Annotated in this window: 22 protein-coding genes; 9 read left to right on the forward strand and 13 right to left on the reverse strand. The window is 70.6% G+C overall.

Going from position 1 to position 21844, the window contains the following annotated elements; all coding sequences use genetic code 11:
* Window positions 1-40: 40 nt before the first annotated feature.
* Window positions 41-1231 (forward strand): serine/threonine-protein kinase, encoded by a 1191-nt coding sequence (locus tag ACFVH0_RS13655; RefSeq protein ID WP_385819740.1) that lies wholly within the window; start codon window positions 41-43, stop codon window positions 1229-1231.
* 331 nt (window positions 1232-1562) lie between these two features.
* Here ACFVH0_RS13655 and ACFVH0_RS13660 read toward each other — a convergent pair whose 3' ends face one another.
* The 6 genes from ACFVH0_RS13660 to ACFVH0_RS13685 form a co-directional block, all read right to left on the reverse strand.
* Window positions 1563-2807, reverse strand: coding sequence for a choice-of-anchor A family protein (locus ACFVH0_RS13660; protein ID WP_385819741.1), 1245 nt, complete (start codon window positions 2805-2807; stop codon window positions 1563-1565).
* A gap of 251 nt (window positions 2808-3058) precedes the next feature.
* Window positions 3059-3916: a peptidoglycan-binding protein gene (locus ACFVH0_RS13665; RefSeq protein WP_385819742.1), complete on the reverse strand. Its 858-nt coding sequence runs from the start codon at window positions 3914-3916 to the stop codon at window positions 3059-3061.
* Between the two features lie 438 nt (window positions 3917-4354).
* Window positions 4355-5269, reverse strand: a complete 915-nt coding sequence (locus ACFVH0_RS13670) for a DUF3626 domain-containing protein (RefSeq protein WP_385819743.1) — start codon at window positions 5267-5269, stop codon at window positions 4355-4357.
* Window positions 5270-5443: 174 nt separating this feature from the next.
* Window positions 5444-7027 (reverse strand): hypothetical protein, encoded by a 1584-nt coding sequence (locus ACFVH0_RS13675; protein WP_385819744.1) that lies wholly within the window; start codon window positions 7025-7027, stop codon window positions 5444-5446.
* Window positions 7028-7354: 327 nt separating this feature from the next.
* The gene (locus tag ACFVH0_RS13680) at window positions 7355-8227 is read right to left on the reverse strand and encodes a haloalkane dehalogenase (RefSeq protein WP_385819745.1); all 873 of its coding nucleotides are present in this window, start codon (window positions 8225-8227) and stop codon (window positions 7355-7357) included.
* Window positions 8228-8258: 31 nt separating this feature from the next.
* Window positions 8259-8690, reverse strand: a complete 432-nt coding sequence (locus tag ACFVH0_RS13685) for a pyridoxamine 5'-phosphate oxidase family protein (RefSeq protein ID WP_385819746.1) — start codon at window positions 8688-8690, stop codon at window positions 8259-8261.
* Between the two features lie 261 nt (window positions 8691-8951).
* Between ACFVH0_RS13685 and ACFVH0_RS13690 the strand changes: the two genes are divergently transcribed.
* On the forward strand, window positions 8952-9575 hold the full coding sequence (locus tag ACFVH0_RS13690) for a TetR/AcrR family transcriptional regulator (protein ID WP_385819747.1): 624 nt from the start codon (window positions 8952-8954) through the stop codon (window positions 9573-9575).
* 211 nt (window positions 9576-9786) lie between these two features.
* On the opposite strand, the gene ACFVH0_RS13695 is transcribed toward ACFVH0_RS13690, so the two are convergent.
* The gene (locus ACFVH0_RS13695) at window positions 9787-10911 is read right to left on the reverse strand and encodes an FAD-dependent oxidoreductase (RefSeq protein ID WP_385819748.1); all 1125 of its coding nucleotides are present in this window, start codon (window positions 10909-10911) and stop codon (window positions 9787-9789) included.
* A gap of 141 nt (window positions 10912-11052) precedes the next feature.
* Window positions 11053-11643: an isochorismatase family protein gene (locus ACFVH0_RS13700; RefSeq protein ID WP_385819749.1), complete on the reverse strand. Its 591-nt coding sequence runs from the start codon at window positions 11641-11643 to the stop codon at window positions 11053-11055.
* Between the two features lie 224 nt (window positions 11644-11867).
* Between ACFVH0_RS13700 and ACFVH0_RS13705 the strand changes: the two genes are divergently transcribed.
* Entirely contained in the window at window positions 11868-12896 is a 1029-nt protein-coding gene (locus ACFVH0_RS13705; protein WP_385819750.1) for a GlxA family transcriptional regulator, read from the forward strand.
* Window positions 12897-12971: 75 nt separating this feature from the next.
* On the opposite strand, the gene ACFVH0_RS13710 is transcribed toward ACFVH0_RS13705, so the two are convergent.
* The 3 genes from ACFVH0_RS13710 to ACFVH0_RS13720 form a co-directional block, all read right to left on the reverse strand.
* Complete coding sequence (locus ACFVH0_RS13710) at window positions 12972-13676, reverse strand: GntR family transcriptional regulator (RefSeq protein ID WP_385819751.1); 705 nt, start codon at window positions 13674-13676, stop codon at window positions 12972-12974.
* Between the two features lie 165 nt (window positions 13677-13841).
* Window positions 13842-14510 (reverse strand): methyltransferase domain-containing protein, encoded by a 669-nt coding sequence (locus ACFVH0_RS13715; protein WP_385819752.1) that lies wholly within the window; start codon window positions 14508-14510, stop codon window positions 13842-13844.
* A gap of 176 nt (window positions 14511-14686) precedes the next feature.
* Window positions 14687-16003, reverse strand: a complete 1317-nt coding sequence (locus tag ACFVH0_RS13720; RefSeq protein ID WP_385819753.1) for an amidohydrolase — start codon at window positions 16001-16003, stop codon at window positions 14687-14689.
* 257 nt (window positions 16004-16260) lie between these two features.
* On the opposite strand from ACFVH0_RS13720, the gene ACFVH0_RS13725 reads away from it, so the two are divergent.
* Window positions 16261-16839, forward strand: a complete 579-nt coding sequence (locus ACFVH0_RS13725; RefSeq protein WP_385819754.1) for a chloramphenicol phosphotransferase CPT family protein — start codon at window positions 16261-16263, stop codon at window positions 16837-16839.
* Window positions 16840-17199: 360 nt separating this feature from the next.
* Here the strand turns inward: ACFVH0_RS13725 and ACFVH0_RS13730 are convergent, their stop codons facing one another.
* Window positions 17200-17724, reverse strand: coding sequence for an AAA family ATPase (locus tag ACFVH0_RS13730; RefSeq protein ID WP_385819755.1), 525 nt, complete (start codon window positions 17722-17724; stop codon window positions 17200-17202).
* 97 nt (window positions 17725-17821) lie between these two features.
* On the opposite strand from ACFVH0_RS13730, the gene ACFVH0_RS13735 reads away from it, so the two are divergent.
* Window positions 17822-18016: a hypothetical protein gene (locus ACFVH0_RS13735; protein WP_385819756.1), complete on the forward strand. Its 195-nt coding sequence runs from the start codon at window positions 17822-17824 to the stop codon at window positions 18014-18016.
* Between the two features lie 28 nt (window positions 18017-18044).
* Here the strand turns inward: ACFVH0_RS13735 and ACFVH0_RS13740 are convergent, their stop codons facing one another.
* Entirely contained in the window at window positions 18045-18386 is a 342-nt protein-coding gene (locus tag ACFVH0_RS13740) for a hypothetical protein (protein WP_385819757.1), read from the reverse strand.
* Between the two features lie 170 nt (window positions 18387-18556).
* Between ACFVH0_RS13740 and ACFVH0_RS13745 the strand changes: the two genes are divergently transcribed.
* The 4 genes from ACFVH0_RS13745 to ACFVH0_RS13760 all read left to right on the forward strand — a co-directional run bounded on the left by ACFVH0_RS13745 (window position 18557) and on the right by ACFVH0_RS13760 (window position 21585).
* Entirely contained in the window at window positions 18557-19324 is a 768-nt protein-coding gene (locus ACFVH0_RS13745; RefSeq protein ID WP_385819758.1) for a DUF4232 domain-containing protein, read from the forward strand.
* Window positions 19325-19696: 372 nt separating this feature from the next.
* Window positions 19697-20275 (forward strand): YdeI family protein, encoded by a 579-nt coding sequence (locus tag ACFVH0_RS13750; protein WP_385819759.1) that lies wholly within the window; start codon window positions 19697-19699, stop codon window positions 20273-20275.
* A gap of 48 nt (window positions 20276-20323) precedes the next feature.
* Window positions 20324-20725: a hypothetical protein gene (locus ACFVH0_RS13755; RefSeq protein WP_385819760.1), complete on the forward strand. Its 402-nt coding sequence runs from the start codon at window positions 20324-20326 to the stop codon at window positions 20723-20725.
* Between the two features lie 86 nt (window positions 20726-20811).
* Window positions 20812-21585 (forward strand): SAM-dependent methyltransferase, encoded by a 774-nt coding sequence (locus tag ACFVH0_RS13760; protein ID WP_385819761.1) that lies wholly within the window; start codon window positions 20812-20814, stop codon window positions 21583-21585.
* Window positions 21586-21844: the final 259 nt, after the last annotated feature.

Genomic DNA, 21844 nt, shown 5'->3' on the forward strand with positions numbered 1-21844 from the left:
TCATACTGATGCGCCGAGCACAGGGGAAGGCTTACAGCGCATGGGGCACGGGGTGGACGGTGCGGGCCTGCCGGATCGTATCGGTGGGTATGCCGTGGAGCGGGAGTTGGGCGCCGGCGGGATGGGCACCGTGTATCTGGCGCGTTCGCGCGGCGGGCGTGCGGTGGCCGTGAAGGTGGCCCGCCCGGAGCTCGCGAGCGACCCGCACTTCCGGGAGCGGTTCCGGGCCGAGGTCGCGGCGGCGCGCAGCGTGGGCGGCTTCCACACCGCCCCGGTGGTGGACGCGGACCCGGCGGCGGCGGCGCCCTGGCTGGCCACGGCGTACATTCCCGGGCCCACGCTCGCCGCGCTGCTCGAAGCCGAGGGGCCGATGGACGGGGCGCGGCTGCGGCAGCTGGGCGCGGCGCTCGCCGAGGCGCTGGTGGCGATCCACGGCTGCGGTCTGGTGCACCGTGATCTGAAGCCCGGGAACATCATCATGGCCGCGGACGGCCCTCGGGTCCTGGACTTCGGCATCGCGCGGGCGCTGGAGTCGACCCGGCTGACGGCCACCGGGGTGGCGTTCGGGACACCCGGGTTCCTGGCGCCCGAGCAGGCGCAGGGTCTGGAGGTCGGCGGCGCCGCGGATGTGTTCGCGCTGGGGGCGGTGCTCGTGGCGGCGGCGGGCGGCAGCGCGTTCGGTGCGGGTACGCCGATGGGGCTGATGTACCGGTCGGTGCACGAGGCACCGGACCTGACCGCGGTGCCGGACGGCCTGCGGCCGGTCCTGATGTCGTGCCTCGCCAAAGACCCGGACCAACGACCCACGCCGGAGGGCCTGTTGGACCTGTTGGTGCCGGACGGTGCGGCGTACTCCCCCACCGTGGCGATCCCGCCGCCGCCCGCCTACGCCCCGTCCAACGCCGTCCCACTGCACCAGGCCCCCACCGAGGCCGCCCCGGTGGGCGATGCGTCGGCCGACTCCGACCTGTCCTTCGTGGCGATCGCGCCGGAGAGTTCTCTCCTGGTCGATGCCGGGGGCGTCGTGCTCGGCTCGAAGGCCGGGGACGTGGCGTTCACCTGGGCGGAGATCAGCACCGTCGAGTACGCGGCCGAGGGCCCCAAACACCTCGGGGTCACCGTCCGCCTCCACAACGGCACCACCCACCATTGTCTGCTCGCCGCCCGCAGGCGGGCCCGTCTCCAGGAGTGGCTGGAGGACCTGGCGCTGATCCTGGAGTGCTTCGTATAGGCGCTTCGTACAGGTGCTTCGTACAGGTGCTTCGCGCAGCTCCGCAGCCGACCGTGCGACCGGAGGCCGAGGCAGGTAGGTCTCGTGGTCGAGGTGAGCGCGTCGGAATCCATGGATCGCGACTGATGGGCCATCTACGGATCGCGGCTGATGGGCCGGGAGGGGCGGACGTGAAGGATGGATCACGTCACCACGGAACGCCAACTCCCGCTACGAGGTCACGCACGCCGAACTGCTGCCGGTCACGCACGCCGAACTGCTGGCACCGGCACCGGACCGGCGGGACAACGGTCGGCCGTCGCCCCGCCGGTAGTTCTGCGGTGCCGGCCGGCTACGCGCGGCGCCGGCGGCGGCGTGTGAACGCGAGGAGGCCGAACCCGAGGCCGCCGAGTACGGCGGCCGCGGCCGCGTACATGGTGACCTGCGCACCGGTGGTGGCAAGGGAACCCTCGTCGTCGGACGGGGCCGGGGACGAGGCGGCGGGTGCGGGAGTCGACTCGGAGGCCACGGGGGCCGGCCGGGACGGCTTCGTGGACTCGGCGGGCGGGGGAGTCGCCCCGCCCGGCCGGGTCGGCGAAGGAGAGGCGGACTTTCCGGGCGTGGTCGGCGCGGGGGGCGTCGGCTTCTCGGGCTGGGACGGCTTGGGCTTGCACTTGAACGCCGGGGAGCCGGCCCACGGGTAGTTGTGGGTCTCGTTGCCCGAGCCGTGGGTCTTCACATCGCCGCCGATGTACACGCGGCCATTGGTGCTCGCGGTGAGATCGGCGGAGGCCTCGGGAGCGAGGAGCGACCCCATGAAGTTGCCCCCACCGCCGAGGGTGAGCGAGGTGGAGCCCTCGAAGTTGTACAGGATCCGCGAGGCGGCCTCGCCGAAGACCGGGGAGTCGTAGGTGTCGGCGCGGTCCCCGTTGAATCCGACGGACATCGGGGAGATGGACACCGCGTGGGATCCGGTCACGTTGACGACGACGGACGCGCCGTCCGGAATCGCCTCGAAGAAGAACGTCGAGGCACCGTCGAGCTCAGCGGCGGAGATCTCGAAGACCTGCAGGTCTCCCTTGCTCGCGCCGGTGCTCTTGAAGGTCACCGTGCCGCCTTCGCGCACGGTCGTGCCGGTGGCCTTCAGCGATCCGAGGGAGGACGACTCGTCGCCGATGGTCCTGTCGAACGTGTCGTAGGGGCTGAGGGCCTCCTTGGCTCCTACGCCCGACTTGCGCTCGCCGCCGTTGGTTTCCAGGTTGCCCTTCTCGGTTATCTCCTTGCCCACGTGGACGGAACCGCCGTAGCGGGGACCGGCCGTGAGGCCGTGTCCGACATCGACGGTCGTTCCCTCGGCGATCGACAGATCCCCACCGACGGCGAGCATCACATCGCCCGAGTCCGGGAGGATTCCGGAGCCCGCGCCGACCCGGCCGACGTTGAACGTGCCTCCCGATTCCTTCGCGAAGGTCGCGTCGCCCTTGACGACGAGCAGCCCCTCCGCCTCGGCCGACCCACCGTCGACGGTGTAGTTCCCACCGGCGAAGAGGGCCACATTGCCGTCGGTGAACTTCGGGTTGTGACCGATGCCCGGCACTTCACCGGAGGTCGGGCACGACTTCGACCTGTCGGAAACGTCGGCGGGAACGGCCGCATGGGAAGTTCCGCTGCCGAGCAGGCCGAGAGAGAGAACCAGCGCGACTGCGCCGCTTCTTCCCGCAACGGCACTTCCACTCATTCGCATAATTTCTTCAACCCTATCGCTGGAGAGTATTCGGAGAGCGGGGGCATTGTTTGCGCCCCACTGGACCCGTGCGCGAAATCTGTATCGTCTTCGCGCCGGAACAACTACTGGTGCCTCCACCTTCGCGGCGCCGCCTCGGCATAGGAATCACGGTCGGCCGAATCCGTCTCCGCCACGAGTGCCGCGCGGGTCATCGGCCCGTAGGTCCCGACTTCTTCGGGGATGTTCCGCGCCTTCTGAAATCGGCCCAGTGCCACTTGGACATCCCGTGTGAAGACTCCGTCGGTCGCACCGAGGTACAGGTAGAGCCGGCCCAGCCGCTGCTGAAGGTCTGCGACCTCGGGGCCCGTACTGCCCAGACCGATGGCGTTCCGGTCCGTCGACCCGGTGTTCGCGGGCGGCCGAGGAGGCGGTGTGGGAGCGGGCGGCGGTGGAGGGGTGGCGGACCGCGACGGCGTTGCCGACGGCGCCACAGGGGTTTCGGAGAGTTCTCGGACCGGACTTGCGGGAATGGTCGACGGAGCCGCGGACGGGGATACGCGGGGCGCCTCGTCCGAGGGCGGCGGAGAGACGGAGGGGGAGGCGGCCGAGAGTGATGAGGAAATGTAGCCGGAATGCGGATTTGTTATCGCGTCACAGACCAGGTAAACAGCGACCGCGGCACCGATACCGGCCGCCGTGACGCCGATGAGCAGTGTGGGATAACGCCTTTTCCCCTTCTCGCCACCCGTGCCGCCGACTGTGCCGTCGCCCTTTGCCTTGACCTTTCCGGGAACCGGGTGCCGGACGGGCGCGGGGGCATCCTGGCGGCGCGGGGCCTGCTGGGAGGGGAGCGGCGAGTACCTCTGCCGGGGAACGGGAACGGTGTCGTCGAAGAGTTCGATGTCCGCTTCACGGACGCCGTGGCCGGCTTGATGAGGTGCGGCTATCTTGCCGAACACGAGCCGCTTGCCGGGCGACATACAGTCACAGGCAGGCCCTGAGGCGGAGTCACGCTCCGATCCGCACAACGTGCATTGCTGAAAGCTCACTTACTCTGAGCTCCTTGTCCAAACAGGTCGGTTCATGGACGCGATCAGGGCACGACGCGGACGGAAGGTCCACGTACGCGGGGGTGTCGGGCCGCAACAGCCGGGGGGACGGCCGGGGCAGCCGGGATGACGGCTGGGGGTGGCCGGGTACACATCGAGAACTCCAGCTCATGGTGAAACCAGGGGGATGTTGTGGGGATGTGGTGACTCTGACTCACGTCGGAGTTGGGAGTCAACCAGCCACAATCAATCCCAAAAAAGACTTTTGGTGATGTGGCACCTTAAGCGGACTTTAAAATGTGTCGCACGTCACAGGAATGTTGGACTTTCGGGTCAGGGCATGACGAAGCAGCAACCCCGCGAGACCCCTCACGAAGCCGTCTGCGCCTCCGCCGGATGCACCGGAATCACCGGACGTGCCGGACGTGCCGATTCGTCAGCAGCCTTGCCGGGCACCCCGAAACGCGCCAGGCAGTGCCACACCTTCTTGACCGCCTGGGGGTCCTGGCGGCCGTCCCGTGCCGCGTCCCCGACGATACGAGGATCGAGTACACCGCCGGCGGCGAGCCGCCCGCCCAGGTCGACGTACTCCCGACCCCGGTAGCCGGGGTGGAGGCGCAGCGTCTCGACCCCGAGGCGGAAACCCGGGTGCCACTCGACGGGGCAGCCGAGACGCCCCGCCGCGGTCTCGACCGTCGTGCCCCGGTAACACGGGTCCAGGACCAGCGCCTCCACATGACGGTCCAGCAGGACCGGTCCGTGCACCTGGGCCTCGATGTAGTCGTCGAGGTCGTCCTGGCTGTCGGCCAGGGCCAGGTCGATGAGGCCCATGCGGGCCGCGACCCCGAAGTCCGAGGGTTCGAGGAAGCTGTCCGGGTAGCAGAACGTGGTCCGCGCCAGTGTCCCGGCGGTCAGCCTGAAGTGGGCGGAGCCGAACCGCGGTGCGCCTCCGACCGGCTTGTGGCGGAAGTTCAACGCCCCGTAGACGGGCCGCTCATGAGCGGATGCCGCGTCGTACGCTCCGCCGAAGATCCTGCTCTCCCAGCGCCACCGGTCCCCGCCGGGGCGGGCGGTCAGTCCCCCGTTGCTGGTCCCCGTGACGAACTGGGAGCGGTAGACACCGTCTTCGGCCAGCGCGTCGAGGATCGGTTTGCCGTGCAGCAGACGGTCCGGGTGGAAGTTGAGGGTCACCCGCAGCGCCGGGTCCAGCGGCGGGCCCGACGCCAGCTCCGCGACGTGGCGGAGGGCCATGGCCTGCGGTGTCCGGAACGCGTCGGGGCTCATCCGTGCAGTGTCCCCCGGGCCGATCGGCCGGCACACCTGGTTTCCCGCTGCCAGCGGTCTCCTGCGGGCAGCACCGCACTCGGCGGGCCGTCGGACACCTACGTACGGCGGTGCCCGGCCTCGCAGTGAGACCGGGCACCTCTCGATGCGACGGGGCTGAGCCTGCCGGAAGGGCTACTGGGTAACCGTCAGAGTCACCGGACCACCCGGCATCGGGGTGCCGTTCGGGAAGCCGAAGGACGAGGACTCCCGCGCCTGGTCGGACAGTCGCAGGGCGATGGTGTACGTACCGGGGGCCACGTCGGAGGGGAGCGGGAAGGAGAGGGTCAGCGGGCCGCCGAAGGTGAGCGGGGCTCCGCCGGTCACGGCCGGGATCCACTGCCCCGAGGAGTCGATCAGGTTGATGTCATAGCCGTTGACACCTGCGGTGGTGCCCGAGACGTTGACGGTGAGGCGGATGTCCGTGAAGTGATCCGTTGCCGGGATGGTGGCGGGCGAGAGCGTGGCCCGGTCGATCTCCGGCAGCACCGTGTCGGGTGCCGAAGTGATCGTCAGGCCGGTCTCCGGTGCGCCGAACTCCTCGCCGTACAGGGCGACGTTCCCGGCGTTGTCCGTGATGATCACGCCGGTGATGCGGCAGGTGAAGACCTGCCGCGGCACGTCGTAGTCCACCGAGACGGTGCCGTCCGCCGCGGTCGTCGTCGTGGTGGAGGTCTGCCGGCAGCCGTTGACGCTGTTGGTGTCCACCACTGCCGACGCGACCTCGCCCTCGTCCCCGTGGGGCCGGAAACCGACCTTGATCGTCCGGGCGCCGTGCCAGGTGTCGACCGGGTTCGGCGTCGCAGTGAATCCGTCCGCGGAGAGCACGTCGTTGGAGGTGACGTGGACGGGCGCGGCCGAGAGGCCGTCGTAGGCGCTGGTGTTGCCCGCGTTGTCGGTGAGCTCTACCCGCGAAACGGTCCACGTGCCTGATGCCGTGTGTGCGGGGAAGGTCACGGACACGCCGCAGGACCTGGCGTCCGTCTGGCCCCACTCGATGTAGCCACAGCCTCGGTATCCCTCGTCCGGGGTCCAGTCGATGGCGAACGAGCCGGTCAGGTGCTGCCCGCCGGGGCCGGTCAGCGTCAGGGTGCCGCCGGAGATGCCGGCCTGGGAGTCGTGCACATCGAGCTCGTAGCTCATGCTCGACGCTTTCTCACCGGCGTAGACGTACGGCTGCCGTCCGTGGTCCACCGCGAGTTGGTCGTACGTCGGGCCCTGTGTGTCGGCGAGGGTCTTCGCTTCGAACGTGTTGTGGAACGCTCCCAGCCGGGCGGCGTCCCAGTCCAGCGAGGTGCCCTGGGTGTCCCAGGCCGTCAGGCGGGTCACGGCCCAGGTGACCGACGTCCCGGCCGCGTACTGCGGAACGGCCAGGGTCCACTCGTACGTGGCCTTCTGCGGCGTCGAACCGGGTACCAGCGTGATGTCCTGGCCGTAGGAGCCCACCTCGTAGGTCCCGACCAGCGGCACACCCAGGTAGGTGCCGGCCGTCGCACCCTGGCGGCGCAGTTGGACCCGCGCGCTCATGCCGTCGGTCTCCGGGGTGGTGTCCGTCATCGTCCAGCGGAGCTTGACGGTGTTGCCGCCGGGCGTCGCGTCCACCGTGGGCGGGGTGAAGTCCATGTCGGTGACGGCCATGGTGCCCGTATCCTGCGCCGTCGCGGTCCCCGTGAGCGGCGTCAGGGCCAGCGCGAGCCCCACCCCGATCGCCGCGATCATCCGTCTCGGTCGTATGCGCAACTCCGGGCCTCTCATTCTGTTGTTCCGTTGTGTCCCCGTGCTCGGGATGAGCGGACTGTAACAGTGTGGTGGCCGATCTGATCGGCTCCGCCGGAGGCGCGGGCTCCAGGGTCTTTCGTCCGGATCGGGCCGGATCAGGGAGCGGGGTCCGGTGCCGTGGATCGCAGGGCGGAGGAGGGAGTCGGATGGGGTCCCCCCTGGTCGAGCGGGGCCGGGAGCTCGGGGAAGGAGCCCTGGCGAGTGACGACAACGCGGCGAGGCACGGCACCGGGGCGCGCGAGCCCGGCCTGATCCGGACGGAAGACCCTAGTGGCGTGCCAGCCCGTGGTGGTCCGCCCAGGCATTGATCGCCGCGGCCAGCTCCTCGGGGCGGTCCTCCGGGGAGTGGTGACCGGCGAGGCCGTGGTGGGACACCTCCAGGCCCGCGATGTTCTCCTCGCACCAGGCCACTGTCCCCCGGTCGGTCATGGCGCCCGGGCCCGGCTCGAACGCGGCGAGCAGCTTGGGGACTTCGGGGCTGGTGGCCAGCCAGGCGTCGTAGCGCTCGACGCGGGCCACGATGTCGGCGGGCTCGCCGTCCAGGGGCATCATGCGCGTCCACGCCAGTACCGGGCGGCGGCTGTGCGGGGTCGGAAAGGGACGGCGGTAGACGTCCAGGTCGGCGGGGTCGAGCGGGGTGGCGAGCGTGTCCGGAAGTCCCTCGATGAACAGCGACTTCTCCAGGATCATCTCCTCTCCCACCCCGGGAGCACGCAGCAGGGCGAACAACTCCCGTCCCGCCGCCGGGAATTCGTCGCCGACCAGCGGTTTTACGATCGTCTCGGTGAAGGCGAGACCACGGACTCGGTCCGGGAGCCGTGCGGCGCGGTCGAAGGCGAGGGCGCCACCCCAGTCGTGGCCGACGAGGACGGCCTCGGCAAGGCCGAGGGCGTCGAACCAGGCGTCGAGGTAGCGGGCGTGGTCGTCGAAGGAGTAGGCGAGGTCGGGCTTGCCGGAGTCGCCCATGCCGATGAGGTCGGGGGCAAGCAGGCGGCGGCCGGGCGCGACCACCCCTGGCAGAATGTTCCGCCACAGGTGGGAGGAGGTGGGGTTGCCGTGCAGGAAGACGAACGGCAGCCCGTCGGGGTCACCGGACTCCCGGTGGTGGAGGGTCGAGTCGAGGACGGGGACGGTGGGCATCGCGGTGTCACTTCGCTTTCCGTGAGGGGATTCAGAGGTTGAGGGTCAGTACGCGGTCGACGGCGATCTCGATGACGGCCAGGTCCACAGGGCCGGGCGGGGCCGCGCGGTAGCGGGCGGTGTAGCGGCGGATCGCCTCGGCCGGGCGTACGGGGTCGCGGGTGATGGTGGCCCGGCCTTCGAGGGTGACCCAGCGGAAGCCGTCCGCCCGGCAGAGCGCGACACGGGCCGCCGGGCCGCCCGCCGCCACGTTCCGGGTCTTGCGCGCCCCCGCCCGGGTGGTCACCCGCATCGGAGCGGTGGCCGCGTCGAGGGTGAAGCGGACCGGGGTGACGTGCGGGGTGCCGTCGGGGCGCAGGATGGTGAGGGTGGCCGTGCCGGGGCCGACGAGGAACGCCCGTGCGGCGGCGGGGAGTTCGGTGGCCTCCCATGTGGCGGCCGGTTCGGTGCCCGCCCGGCGCACCTGCTCTTCACCCTCTCGTCCCGGATCGGCTCGGCGGCGTCCGGCTTCACGGCCATGATGATGACGTCCATGGCCGTACGGGCGTACCGCCGCTCCGCCGGCTCGCGCAGGATGCTCGTGGCCGGGTCCTGTCCGGTGAGGTGGCGGCCGGTCGGTCCGCTGACGCCGAAGACTGCCATACGCATCGTGTCGGGCCATCCCTTCGTGTGGTTCGCGGAACACCCTTGACTGTCCCGACCACCGAACGCAGGCTCAACGCTGATGAATAACGTCGCCCCTGTCTCCGCCCGCACCCGAGGCCGCCCCCGGGGCAACCCGCCGACCCGCGAGTCGATCGTCTCCTCGGCCCTTGCGCTGTTCCTGGAGCGCGGCTACCAGCACACCACTCTGCGCGCGGTGGCCGGGGCGGCCGGGGTCGACCCGGCGCTGATCTCGTACCACTTCGGCTCGAAGAAGGGCCTGTTCGCGGACGTGATGCAGTTCCAGTGCGCGAACGCGCTGGCGGTGGATGACGTCCTCGGCGGCGATCCGGCCACCCTCCCCGACCGCCTGATCGACGCGGTGACCGGCCTGTGGGAGGACTCCGACTTCCGACAGCTCAGCACCCGGGGCGACGAGGCCGCCGAGGCGATCCGCGAGTACCTGGAGCACGAGCTGCTGGCCCGGCTTGTTGAATTTCTCGGTGGCCGCGACGCGACCGCACGCGCCACGGCCGTGGTGACGATCCTCGGCGGCCTCATCTACACCCGCTACCTCAACCCCCTCCCCACCCCCGCCGCCCTCACGCCATCCGAGACCCGGCACATCCTCACCCCGGCACTGCGCGCGGCACTGGCCCCGAGGCCGCGCACCGCGGCGGCCACCGGTGCGCACCGCCGTGGCTGACGACGAACGCGGCAAGGTGCCGTGACTTCGGACGGACGTCAGTGCGCGATTCCGTCGATCAGCTCGCGTGCGCCCTGGCGCAGCAGGCTGACCGCGACGGAGCTGCCGAGCGTGGCGGGGTCGAGGGGGCGGTGCGGCAAGCACCCGCGGCAGTGGACGGGCCCTTGAGTTCCTGCCGGGAGTCCGCCGGGAGTCCGCCGGGCCGGGCGGCTCACCGGCCCTGTCCGTCCCGGCCGAAGAAGTTGATCACTTCTTCGAGTGTGGGGTTGTCCGGGGCCTCGGCCTCCGCCTCGCCGGCCGCGGCGCTGCGCGGGAACATCGCCTGTTCGTACGCGGTGAGGGCGGCCTCGATGTCGTCGGGGTGCGCGGCGAGGGCCTCACCGAGTTCGGCGCCGTCCAGCATGGCCAGGTTGGCGCCTTCGCCGTTCGGGGGAATGAGGTGGGCGGCGTCGCCGACCAGGGTCACTCCCGGCACCCGGTCCCACCGGTGCCCGACCGGCAGCGTGTGGGTGGGGCGCAGGATCGGTGTGGTGTCGCCGTCGGTGATCAGGGCGGTGAGCTCCGGTGCCCAGCCGTCGAACTCCCGCGCGATCCGTGCCGCGGCCGCGGCGGGATCGGTGAAGTCGATGTCGGCGAACCAGTCCTGCGGCTTGGACAGGATCACGTAGGTGTGGAGGGTGCCGCCGCGCTCCCGGTGGGCCCCGATCTGCCGCTCGCCCGGTTCGAGTGCGAACATCGCTCCGCCACCGACCGTCTTCGCGGCAGCGGGGTGCCGCGTTTCGGCGTCGAGCAGGTAGGTCTCCACGAACGTCATGCCGGTGTACTCGGGCACGGCGTCGGAGAGCAGCGGCCGGACCCGTGACCACGCGCCGTCCGCGCCGACCAGCAGGTTGGTGGTGATGGTGCTGCCGTCGGTGAAGGTCACTTCGTGGCGGCCCTCGCCGAGGCCCCGGACGGTGCTGACCTTGTGGCCCCACTGGACGGTGCCGTCCGGGAGTGAGTCGAGCAGCAGTTGCCGCAGCTCGCCGCGCTGCACCTCGGGGCGTCCGCCCGTGCCGTCGTCGGGCTGGTCGAGCAGGACGTTTCCGTCCCGGTCGAGAATCCTCGTCGCCTGACGGCCCTCCAGGATGATGGCGCGGAACTCGTCCATCAAGTCGGCTGCCTGCAAGGCAGGTTGGCCGTTGTAGTCATGGATGTCGAGCATCCCGCCCTGTGTGCGTGCCGTCGGGGAGGCCTCCGCCTCGTGGACGGTGGCCGGGATTCCGTGGACGTGCAGGACGCGGGCCAGCGTGAGGCCGCCGAGGCCGGCGCCGATGATCGTGACGGGGGTGCGCATGATGGCTCCTCGGGATCGGGGCCGGCCCGGTGAACCCCTGGCCGGCCGTCCCCCGAAAGGTGTCAGCCCACGCCGACGGGCCACCTACAGCCGGCCGACAGCCCCGACACCCGACCGACACCGCGGATCGGTCCCGGCGACTCAGGTCAGGGACTTCCCGGACTCGACGACGACGCCGTAGAGGTCGGAGATCGTGGCGAGCGCGCTGCGATGGATCTGGCCGGCGGTCAGCTCGGTGCCGACCGAACGCAGCGGGCGAGTCGCGCAGGCGTCGGCCACCACCGTCGGCCGGTTGCCGCGCAGGAACGCGCCTTCCGTGGTGAACGTGACGCACATGTGTGTCATGAAGCCCGCGACGATGATGTCCTTGTTGCCGGCAGCGTCGACGTGCTCGGCCAGGTCGGTGTCCACGAAGGCGTTCGGGGCCTTCTTCACGACGACGGGCTCGCCCTCGATCGGTGCCACGCTCGGGTGGATCCGGCCGATCTCCGCCCGGATGTCGTACGGGGTTCCCTCGCCGCCGTCGTTGATGACGTGGATGACCTTCGTACCCGCCTCGCGGGCCCGGGCCAGGAGCGCGGCGGCGGAGTCGAGCGCTGCCTGCCAGCCCTCCAGCTCCATCACGCCACCGACGTAGGTGTTCTGGTAGTCGACCAGGATCAGGGTCGAGTCGGCGAGCGACGCGGGTGTCTCGTCGAAGCCGTTGAGTTCGCGCAGAGTCGTCGTAGCCATGGAATTACCGCCTCGGATCAAGCCAGGATTTGTCGCCCACCCATTCGGTGGGCCGCATCCAGAACGCTACGGTCGGCCGGTCCATGTCGGCAATGCCATCTAACATGCAGATACCGACATCGCAGATGCCGACAGCACTGTTGCCGACAGCACTGTTGTCGACGGCGCTGTTGCCGACAACCCTGTTGCCGATCGGGCGGAGGCCCCTTGAACGCGGAGACCCCATGAGCACCGTCGAACGACTCGTCGTCATCGTCCTCTTCGAGGGCGTCGACCTGCTCGACGTCACCGGCCCCCCGGAGGTGTTCGCCCTCCTGCGACGCGAGACGGACGACGGGACGGGCTACACCGTGCTCCTCGCCGCCGAGACCATGGCCCCCGTCACCACCTCCGCCGGCGTACGCATCCTCCCCGACACCACCTTCGAAGAGGCGGCCACGAGGAGCATCGACACCCTCCTGGTGCCCGGGTCGGTGGAAGTGGACGGCCGACGCCGGGTGCGCGCCCTCACCGACCCCACCGTGGTCGATCGGGTGAGGACACTCGCCGCCAGGACGCGGCGGGTCACATCGGTCTGCGTCGGAGCGCACATCCTCGCCGCCGCCGGGCTGCTCGACGGCAAGCGCGCCACCACCCACTGGTCGACCGCGCAGCAACTCGCCGCCGATCACCCCGAGGTGGAGGTCGACGCGGACCCGATCTTCATCCGCGAAGGCGACGTGTGGACCGGAGCGGGCATCAGCGCCTGTCTCGATCTCTCGCTCGCCCTCGTCGCCGACGACTTCGGCGAGACCGTCGCGCTGCGTGTGGCCCGGCAACTCGTGATGTACCTGAAGCGGCCGAGCGGACAGAGCCAGTTCAGCGTCCCCCTCGAACCCGTCTCCACGACACGGCGCATCGAGGACCTCCGCCACCACATCATGGACAACGTCGGCGCACCGCTCACCGTCGCGGACCTCGCCTCGTACGCCCATGTCGGCGAGCGGCAGCTCACCCGGATCTTCAAGGCCGAGCTCGGCATGACCCCGAGTGCGTACGTCGAGTCGGTCCGCGTCGAGCGGGCTCGCAATCAGCTCGAATCCACCGACGCCACTCTCGAACGCATCGCGTCCGCCTGCGGGTTCGGCACGACCGACACCCTCATCCGGGCGTTCCGCCGAAAGCTCGACACAACACCGACGGAGTACCGGCTGCGGTTCCGGGCCGGCCCCGACCATCTGTCGCCACGGGGCGGCCGACGACGGAAGAGCTGAATTCCGTCCCGGACAGGTTGACGTGCACGATGCACAGCAAGGAGGAGCCGGACGCCCCGTACGCGGGGTCGTTCCTCAGGGGATGTCCGTCACCGCGCGCAGTGCGAGCTCCCGGCTCTTGCGTACGTGGAGGAGGGTGATCGCCGCAGCGGCGTCGGCGTCTCCCGAGGCGATGCGTTCGTACATCTCGCCGTGTTGGGCACGCATGGGGGCGGGTTCCGTGTTCAGGCCGAAGAGCAGCCGCAGCTGGCCATTCAGCCGCTGCATGAGCTGGGCCAGCAGTGGGTTGTCGGCAAGGGCCACGATCCCGTCGTGGAAGGCGGTCCCGGCGCCGTTCTCCCGCGTCCGGTCCCCCGCGGCGGCCGCCGCTTCCGCCTGTTCCAGTACGGACCGCAGCTCCGCCAGCCCGCCGGGCTCACCGGGCGCGGCCAGGGCCACGCGGCGGGCGGCGAGGCGGGATGCCTGAATGGCCAGCGGCTCCCACACGTCGTACAGGTGCTCCACCTCGGCGCGCTCCAGCCGGCGCACCCGTACGCCACTGTGCGGCAGCAGGTCGAGCAGCCCTTCCTCCACCAGGGCCCGCAGCGCCTCGCGCACCGGCACCCGTGACATCCGGAGGTCCTGGGCGATCTCGCGCTCCACCACCCGGCTGCCCTGGGCGTAGCTGCCGTCGATGATGCGGTCCCTGACGGCCCGGCGCGCGACCTCGCTCAGTGGGGTGCGCGTCGCCGGGGCGGACGGCTGTTCTCCGTCGCCCTTCCGGCCGGTGCCTGCCGTCACGTGTGCCGTCCTCCTTGTGCGTTCCCGGCCTGTCCCGGCCGCCCGGACCTCGTCCGGGGCCGTCCCGTCACCTTATGCGTGTACTGGGGCGACGGGACGCCACCGGGGGCCGGTGGGGGCGGAGGGCCGGACGGACGGGCCGGAGAACCGCTCGGCACCCGGTGTTCAGGCGGGGCGCTCGGCCATGATGACCAGGCCCGGCCCGGTCTGCTCATCCGCGGGGAGCCGGAGCTCGGCGACCGGGCGAAGTCCGGCCTGCTCGATCAGGTCCATGAACTGTTCCGGCCGCCATTTGTACGTGGTCCAGCGAACGGGCACTCCTCCGTAGGCGTCGGTGCGCACGAAGTCCTCGTCGCCGACGTGCGTCGCGGTGATGAAGTGGCCGCCCGGCTTCAGGGCACGCGCGAACATGGCGAGAACCTGAGGAAGGACGTCGCGGGGGAGGTTGAACAGTGACCACCACCCGAGCACACCGCCGAGGGACGCCTCCGCAAGGTCGAGGTCGGTGGCGGAGGAGACGCTGAAGCGGCATTGCGGATGGAGACGGCGAGCGTTCTCGATCATGCCGGGCGAGAGGTCGACCCCGGACACGTCGAGTCCGCGTTCGGCGAGATAGGCGGTCACCGTTCCGGGCCCGCAGCCGACGTCGAGGACGGGCCCGAGCTCGTTCACCGTGTCGGCGAAGGCGTCGATCGATGCCTTGAGCCATGGATGGCGGCGGATGTCGCCTATTCCCGTTGTCACCACCATGTGGGCGTAGTTGTCGGCCACCCGGTCATAGGACTCACGGACCACGTCGAGATCTGCCGGACGGTCAATAGGGTTTGAGCGCATCGGCCAACAATAGGACGACGGCCCCGGGTGGCGTCGGCGTACGGCCGTCGGCGCTGGGATCGGTCACGGTCCGGCCGTGCCGGGCTGCCGGACCGTGACCATTCCCGGCCCGGTCCGGTGCCGTCCCGGCGCCGACGGCGGTTGCGTCGTGCGGCAAGAGGTCCTGGGCCGAACCGTCAGACCAGTCGGCCGTCGCGGGCGACCACGCGCCCGCCGTGCACCACCATGTCGCGTGCGGGCATGTCCACCACGACCTGCGGCAGGCATTCGGCGCGGAGCAGGACGAAGTCGGCCGGCGAGCCCGGGGAGAGGTCGGCGCGGGGCAGTCGCATGACGTCGGCACCGCCGTGCGCGCCGGCTTCGTAACAGGCGGACAGTTCCTTGTCGAGGCGCACGTCGGTGACCCAGCCGAGCAGGTGCGTGCGGTGGAACATGTCCGCGTTGCCGAAGGGGCTCCAGGAGTCCCGCACCCCGTCCGAGCCGAGCCCGACCCGTACGCCGTGCTCGCGCAGCTTCTCGATCGGCAGGACCAGCGACGCGCTCGGGGCCACGGTGGTCAGGGCGATGTCCAGATCGCTCAGGTCCGCGGCGGTCTTCGCCAGTTCGGCGTCGGAGAGGCCGGGCAGGCAGAAGACGTGGCTGACGGTCACCCTGCCCTTCAGGGACAGCGCCCGGGTGCGGTCGATGATGCCGCGCAGAACCGTCAGGCCGGTCTCGCCCCGGTCGTGGAGGTGGATGTCGACGCCGACGCCGTACCGGTCCGCAAGGCCGAAGAGCAGGTCCAACTGCTCGTCCAGGGCGTGGTCGAAGCTGATCGGGTCGAGCCCGCCGACCATGTCCACGATCCCGCTGCGGGCGGCCTCCCGCAGCAGCTCCGCGGTGCCCGGGGTACGGATGACACCGTGCTGCGGGAAAGCCACGATCTGCACGTCGAGCGCGTGGTTGAGCCGTTCGCGCGCCTGCCCCAGACCTTCCACGCAGGCCAGGCCGTAGGCCGGGGCGATGTCGGCGTGCGCCCGCATCGCCCTCGTACCCCGGGTCACCGCGTGCGCCATGAGCCCGTACGCCCGCTCGGCCACCGGTCGGCGCTGGCTGCGGAACAACTCCGCGTCCTGTCGGGCGAGTTCGGCGATGCTGTCGGCCGGCTTGCGCGACACCCAGTCGCCGCCCCACGTCGTCTTGTCGGGGTGGATGTGCGCGTCGACCAGGGCCGGCAGGGCGATGCGTCCGCCGCCGTCGATCACCTTGGCACCCCGGGGAGCCCGTTCACGGGTGATGCGGCCGTCGACGACCGTGAGGTCCACCGGCTTCGCCGCGCCCATGGGCCGTACGTCACGGAAGACCACCGCGTCGCGGGGCTCACGGCGTGCGTCGCCGCGGGAGTCGGCCGCGGCCGACGAGACACCCGCGGACATGGCGACACCGGCGCCCGCCAGGGATGCGGCACCCGCGAGGACACCGCGTCGGGACGGCGGGGAGGGAGGGGGCGTCATGGGACTCCTTCGGCTCGGTCTGAGACGTCGGGGCCGCGCCCCTCGTCCATTCCTTGTCCGTTCGATGCGGACCGGAATCCAGTTTGTATACCAAACAGAAGAGGCAGACAAGACACCCGAAGACAGTTGCAGCATTCGTCCGGAATTGCCCTTTCGAATCCCTCACTTCACACACACTGGTATACGAAGACCGGGTGACGCAGCTGGTGCACGCACCTGATCCAATGAACGGGCCGAATGGCGAGAGGAGTTGGACCATGCACGGGAACCCTCAGACGGCCGACGGGCTGATCATCTTTCTGAACGGCACATCCAGTTCGGGCAAGTCGAGCATCGCCAAGGAGCTCGTCACGGTGCTGGGCGAGCCGTGCTTCCACATGCCCGTGGACGCGTTCCATGCCATGCGGGCGACGCCCGAGATGCCCCCTGACCAGCTGAATGCCACGCTCAAACGCACCTGGATGGGGTTCCACCGCGCGGTCGCGGGCATGGCCGCGGCGGGAAACATCGTCGTCGTGGACCACATCCTGAGCGAGCCCTGGCGTCTCCAGGACTGCCTGGCTCTGTTCCCCCCTCAGGACGTCGTCCTCGTCGCGGTGCGCTGTCCGTTGCCGGAGCTGGAGCGGCGGGAGCAGGCGCGCGGTGATCGTCCGGCAGGACTGGCCGTCGGCCAGTTCGACCGGGTCCATTCCCACGGTGTCTACGACTTCGAGTGCGACACCGGCAGCGCGAGCCCGGCCGAATGCGCCCGGGACATCAAGGAGTTCCTCCGCCGACGGACCACACCCACCGCGTTCGAACGCATGAGACCGGCGAAGTCCGGATTCGGTGCATGAGTGAAGTCCGGGACGTGACAACTCCCGGGACCGGGAAGCCCGGTGCGTCAGCCCGGCGCTGCGCGACGGGCACAAGCGGCTCCTGCCGCTGCCGCGGAGCTGGTCGGCGGACGACCGTGCGGACTTCGACGCGGAACCGGCCGCACTCCGCGCGCTCCAGGCTCGCCACGGGCCCCGGAGTGAAGCCACCTCCCCGTCATACCGATGGCCGCCCCCAGCCGGTCGACCTCGGCATGCCCTCTTCGCCGACCCACCGGCACATGACTCCGGCCCGACCACATGACAGGAGAAGCGATTTCAGCATGCGAGTAGCCGGTCGATCACGCTCCCGGACGGGCCTGACCAGGGTGGGCCGTACAGTCACGTGAAAGACGGCCACCGGTCGGCGGCCCACTCGGGCCAGCCCGGCCAACCAGGAGGCGGACCACCGATTTCGTGCCCGCCGAGTTCCGCGACGTCGGGCTCCTGGAACAGCGTCCTCCAGTGCAAGAGGTCCGCCTCGTTCACCGGAAAGGTCTGATCAGGAGTGGTCGACCGGCGATGGGCGATCCGAGCGCGTTGGGTCTCATGGTCCACCGGCACGTACACGAGGTGGCAGGACCCGCCTAGGGACTCCACCAGCCAGCGGATCGCGGACCTCTCGTCACGAGACCAGCATCCGAAATCCAGGACCACGTTCGTTCCGAGCCTCAGTGTCTCCAGGGCCAGCGAGAGCAGCCGTCCTTCCAGGACATCGCGCTTCCCGTCCGCCTCCGGCTCGCCGAACAGAGGAATCATCCACTCGTCAGGCGTCAGCCGAAGCGCGTTGTACTCCTCGGCCAGCTGCCGAGCCCTAGTGGTCTTACCGGCCCCCGGCAGGCCGACTGTCAGAAACAACGTGGTCACACCCGGATCGTTCATGGAAACCACGTGGGGGACAACTGCATTCTCTGCCGAGATCGCCAGGGCTGCGTCATGGCCCCGGCAGAGGGTGACCTCGGTGATGGTGCGCGTCGAAGCCGCCGCGGTCGACCGGGTCGACCCGGTCGACGCGGCCACCCGCTCCGGGAATGTCGTCTCGGCAGGGCTGATATCGGCCGGGAAGTTCATCGGCCTGGGCCGGGACGTCGCGGGCCGCTCGACGACGCGGCGCAGGCCCACCGCCGCCCGGCCCGGGGTGGCATCCGCGGCCGGCTGATCCTGGTTCCCCGAGCGGGGCCGACGCCTTACGCCGGCCGCTCGGGGCGGTGGACGCGTGCGTCCCGCAGAGGTTCCCTGTCGAGCACCTCGACGTACATGATGCGCCCGTCCACAACGTCCAGGATGATCATGCCCTTCGAGGGCGACAGCGGTACGCACCGATGGCCGGGGCCGAAGGGTTGTCCGTCCGGATGTGGTTCCGTCCTGAAACTCTGGCAGAAGTCGTCACCGCAGCCGCACTCCGCGACCAGGCGGAGATCCCGTGCGCAGATGGCCAGCTCGTTCTCGCCCTCTTCCTCCAGAAGAGTCACCAGTTCGCCGACCAGCTCAGGAAATACCTCACGAACGAGGGGATGCTCCGGGCACATGCGACGAGACAGTACCCAAGCAGCCGCTGAGGACGTCGGCGAGTGCGTCAGTGGTTCATCAGCCGGACGTCAGCGGAACGGCAGGAAAAGGCCCAAAGCTATGAGCAGACCAGCCGCCGCACCTGGCGGCGACCGCAGATCGCACCACCGCATCACTCGGGGAGCCCCACATGCGTACGTCCATCCGCCGCCCTGCCGTACTCGCCGCGACCGCCGTGGCCGCCCTCAGCCTGACGCTCACCGCCTGTGGCGGTGAGGACGACTCGAAGCACAACGGGGCCGCCGCGTCCGTCTCCGCCGAGCAGGGCACGAGCGGGAGCAATGGTGGTGGCAGCAGCAGCAACGGCGGCGTGGGCACGACGGGTTCGACCACCGCCGGATCGGGCACCTCCGGCTCGACGACCGCCGGCTCCGGCACCACCACCGGCTCGGGCACCTCCGCCTCCGGTGCCACCACCGGAACCGTCGTTCAGGCCGGCGTCAAGAAGAAGGCCACCGCCAAGGCCCCGGCCTGCACCGTCAACGACGTGAGGATCTCCGCCGCCAAGCAGACGGGCGTGCCCACCACGCACATCACGCTGACCGCGACCAACGTCTCGGGCCACGCCTGCACCCTGCTCCAGTACCCGCTGCTCGGGTTCGGCGACCTCCCCCAGACCTCCAAGGACGTCCCGGCGGTCGCCAAGAGCAAGCCCGGAACACCCATCGTGCTGAACGCCGGCACCCCGGCCTACGCGGCCGTGCGGATCAACAACGGCGGTGTGGACGAGAAGAACCACGTCGTCGGCTCCTTCTACATGAACCTCTTCGCCGCCGACGGCCCGGCCGAGGGCAGCAGGATCGTCGCCGCGCCCAAGGGCGGAATCGCGGTCGACGACGCGGCCGCGAAGACCGGCTACTGGACGTACGAGCTGCGCAACGGCGCCGACGAGTTCTGAGACGGCATCCCGCACGGCACGCGTTCGTAGCGGCGGTGCCGCGTACGCAGGAGCCGCGCACCACAGGCAGCAGCGTCCCGGGCACTCCCCCGTCCGGGGCGCTGCGATGTCGTGGGGGTGTCGGGAACCGAGCCGAGTCGTCAGTTGCCGGGAACCGAGCCGATTCGTTACGGGCGGCTCCCGGCCGATCCGCGGCCGTCAGCAGGAGCGCGGGGCGCAGCGCCCACTCCTGCGCGAGGAGGCCGCCGCGCAGCGAGCCGACCGGGGTGGGGCCCATGCCCGCGAAGGTGATCGTCGCGGCCACGCGGCCCTGCGTCCCGTCCGGGGTGACGGCCCCAGAGCTACTGCGCGGCGGCCGATAGCCTGAGCCGTATGGACGAGATCGACGGGGTGGAGGTCGTCGCGTTCACGGACGCGGCGGCGTTCGAGAACTGGCTGGCCGAGCGCGGCACACGCAGCAACGGCATCTGGGTCGGGGTGGCCAGGAAGAAGTCCGGCATCGCGACGGTCACCGACGACGAGATGGTCGACATCGGGCTGTGCTACGGCTGGGTCTCCGGACAGCGCCGGTCGCTCGACGAGCGGTACTACCTCCAGAAGTACGTGCCGCGCCGCCCCAGGAGCCTGTGGTCGCGGGCGAACGTGGACAAGGTGGCGAAGCTGACGGCCGAGGGGCGGATGCGTGAACCCGGGCTGACCGAGGTGCGCAGGGCCCAGCAGGACGGGCGGTGGGCGGCGGCGTACGAGTCGCAGCGGACGGCGACAGCACCGCCCGACCTGGTGGCGGCACTCGACGCGGATCCCGGGGCCAGGGAGGCGTTCGAGGCGCTCGGCAGGTCGGGGCGCTACCAGCTGATCCTGCCGTTGCTCCAGGCACTCACCCCGGAGACCCGGAAGGCCCGGCTCGACAGGGCCCTGCACCGGTTGGTGCACGACGGTCCGGCGGAATGAGCCCGGGGCGGTGCCCGGCTGAGCCGCCGCGTCGCGGATGATGGCGGGATGCTGGTCCGGACAGAAGCGGTGCGGCAGGTCCCCTCGGAGCCCGTGACGACGGTCCGGGTGCGCTCGGCGGTGGGTACCGCCGTGGTGCCCTGGCGCAGTGCGCCCGAGGACGTGGGCCGCGAGCACCATGTCGAGTGGACCGTCGACGAGGACATCGTCCCGGCGGAGAACACCCTGTCCGCCGCTTCCGGCCCGCCCAAGTTCCGGGAGGACGGTGACCACATCGTCTTCCGGGGCCGGCCGAGCCCCACCGGGGACGGCACGGCGCTGCTGGGCGTGGGCGGCGAACTGCTCCTGTTCGAACTCGCGGTTCCGCCACCGCCCGGCATCGTCGATGCGGCATGGGTCGAGGTCCGGGTCGGACAGGAGAACGTCACTCTGTGGCCGTACCGGCTCTGACCTGGGTCCGGAGCGGCGGATACCGTTGCCCGGCGGGGCGATAACTCGGTGTCGTGGGCGGGCCCGTCGGCGTTAACCTGCGCCGCATGACCGAAACCGATCTTCCGCCGCGCCTGACCCGGCTCACCTTCCACGGCCCGCTCTCCGAGGAGCGAGCCGCGCGGATCGTCGACAGACTCGGCCGGGCCGCCCCGGCACGGGTCCTGGACATCGGCTGCGGCTGGGGGGAGTTGATGCTCCGCGTGCTCGACGCGGTGCCGGGGGCGACCGGGATCGGCATCGACCTCAACGGCGAGGACCTCGACCGGGGACGCGCGAATGCCGCGGCCCGTGCGCTGTCCGGCCGTGTGGAGTTCGTCGAGGGGTCCGCCGGGGAGACGTCCCACGGGCCCGCCGACCTCGTTCTGTGCCTCGGGGCCAGTCATGCCCTCAGCGAAGAGGAACCTCCCCGGCATACTGCCGACGCGCTGCGTGCGCTGCGCCGGATCGTCGCGCCCGGAGGGCGGGTCCTGCTCGCCGAGGGCTTCTGGCAGCGCTCCCCCACCTCCGCCGAACTGGCCGCGATGTGGCCGGACGCCCGTGTCGACGAACTCCACGATCTGGCCGGACTCGTCGATGTGGCGGTGGCCGCGGGGTTCCGTCCCGTCTGGATCGAGACGGCCGGCGACGACGAGTGGGAGGACTTCGAGTCCGGCTACCAGTCGGACTCGGAGGAGTGGCTCGCCGCCCACCCGGACCACCCGCTGGCTCAGGAGACGCGCGAGCGCGTCGACCGGCACCGGGCGAGCTGGCTGAGGGGCTACCGGGGAGTGCTCGGGATGGCCTACCTCACGCTGGTCCCGGTGGACGGAACGGTCTGAGCGGACCGAACCACCGGGACGTGGCACGGTGGACGGAACGGTCTGAGCGGCCCGAACCACCGGGACGTGGCACGGTGGACGGAACGGTCTGAGCGGCCCGAACCACCGGGACGTGGCACGGTGGACGGAACGGTCTGAGCGGACCGAACCACCGGGACGTGGCACGGTGGACGGAACGGTCTGAGCGGACCGAACCACCGGGACGTGGCACGGTGGACGGAACGGTCTGAGCGGCCCGAACCACCGGGACGTGGCACGG

The sequence above is a fragment of the Streptomyces sp. NPDC127117 genome, assembly GCF_042677325.1.
GTDB lineage: Bacteria > Actinomycetota > Actinomycetes > Streptomycetales > Streptomycetaceae > Streptomyces.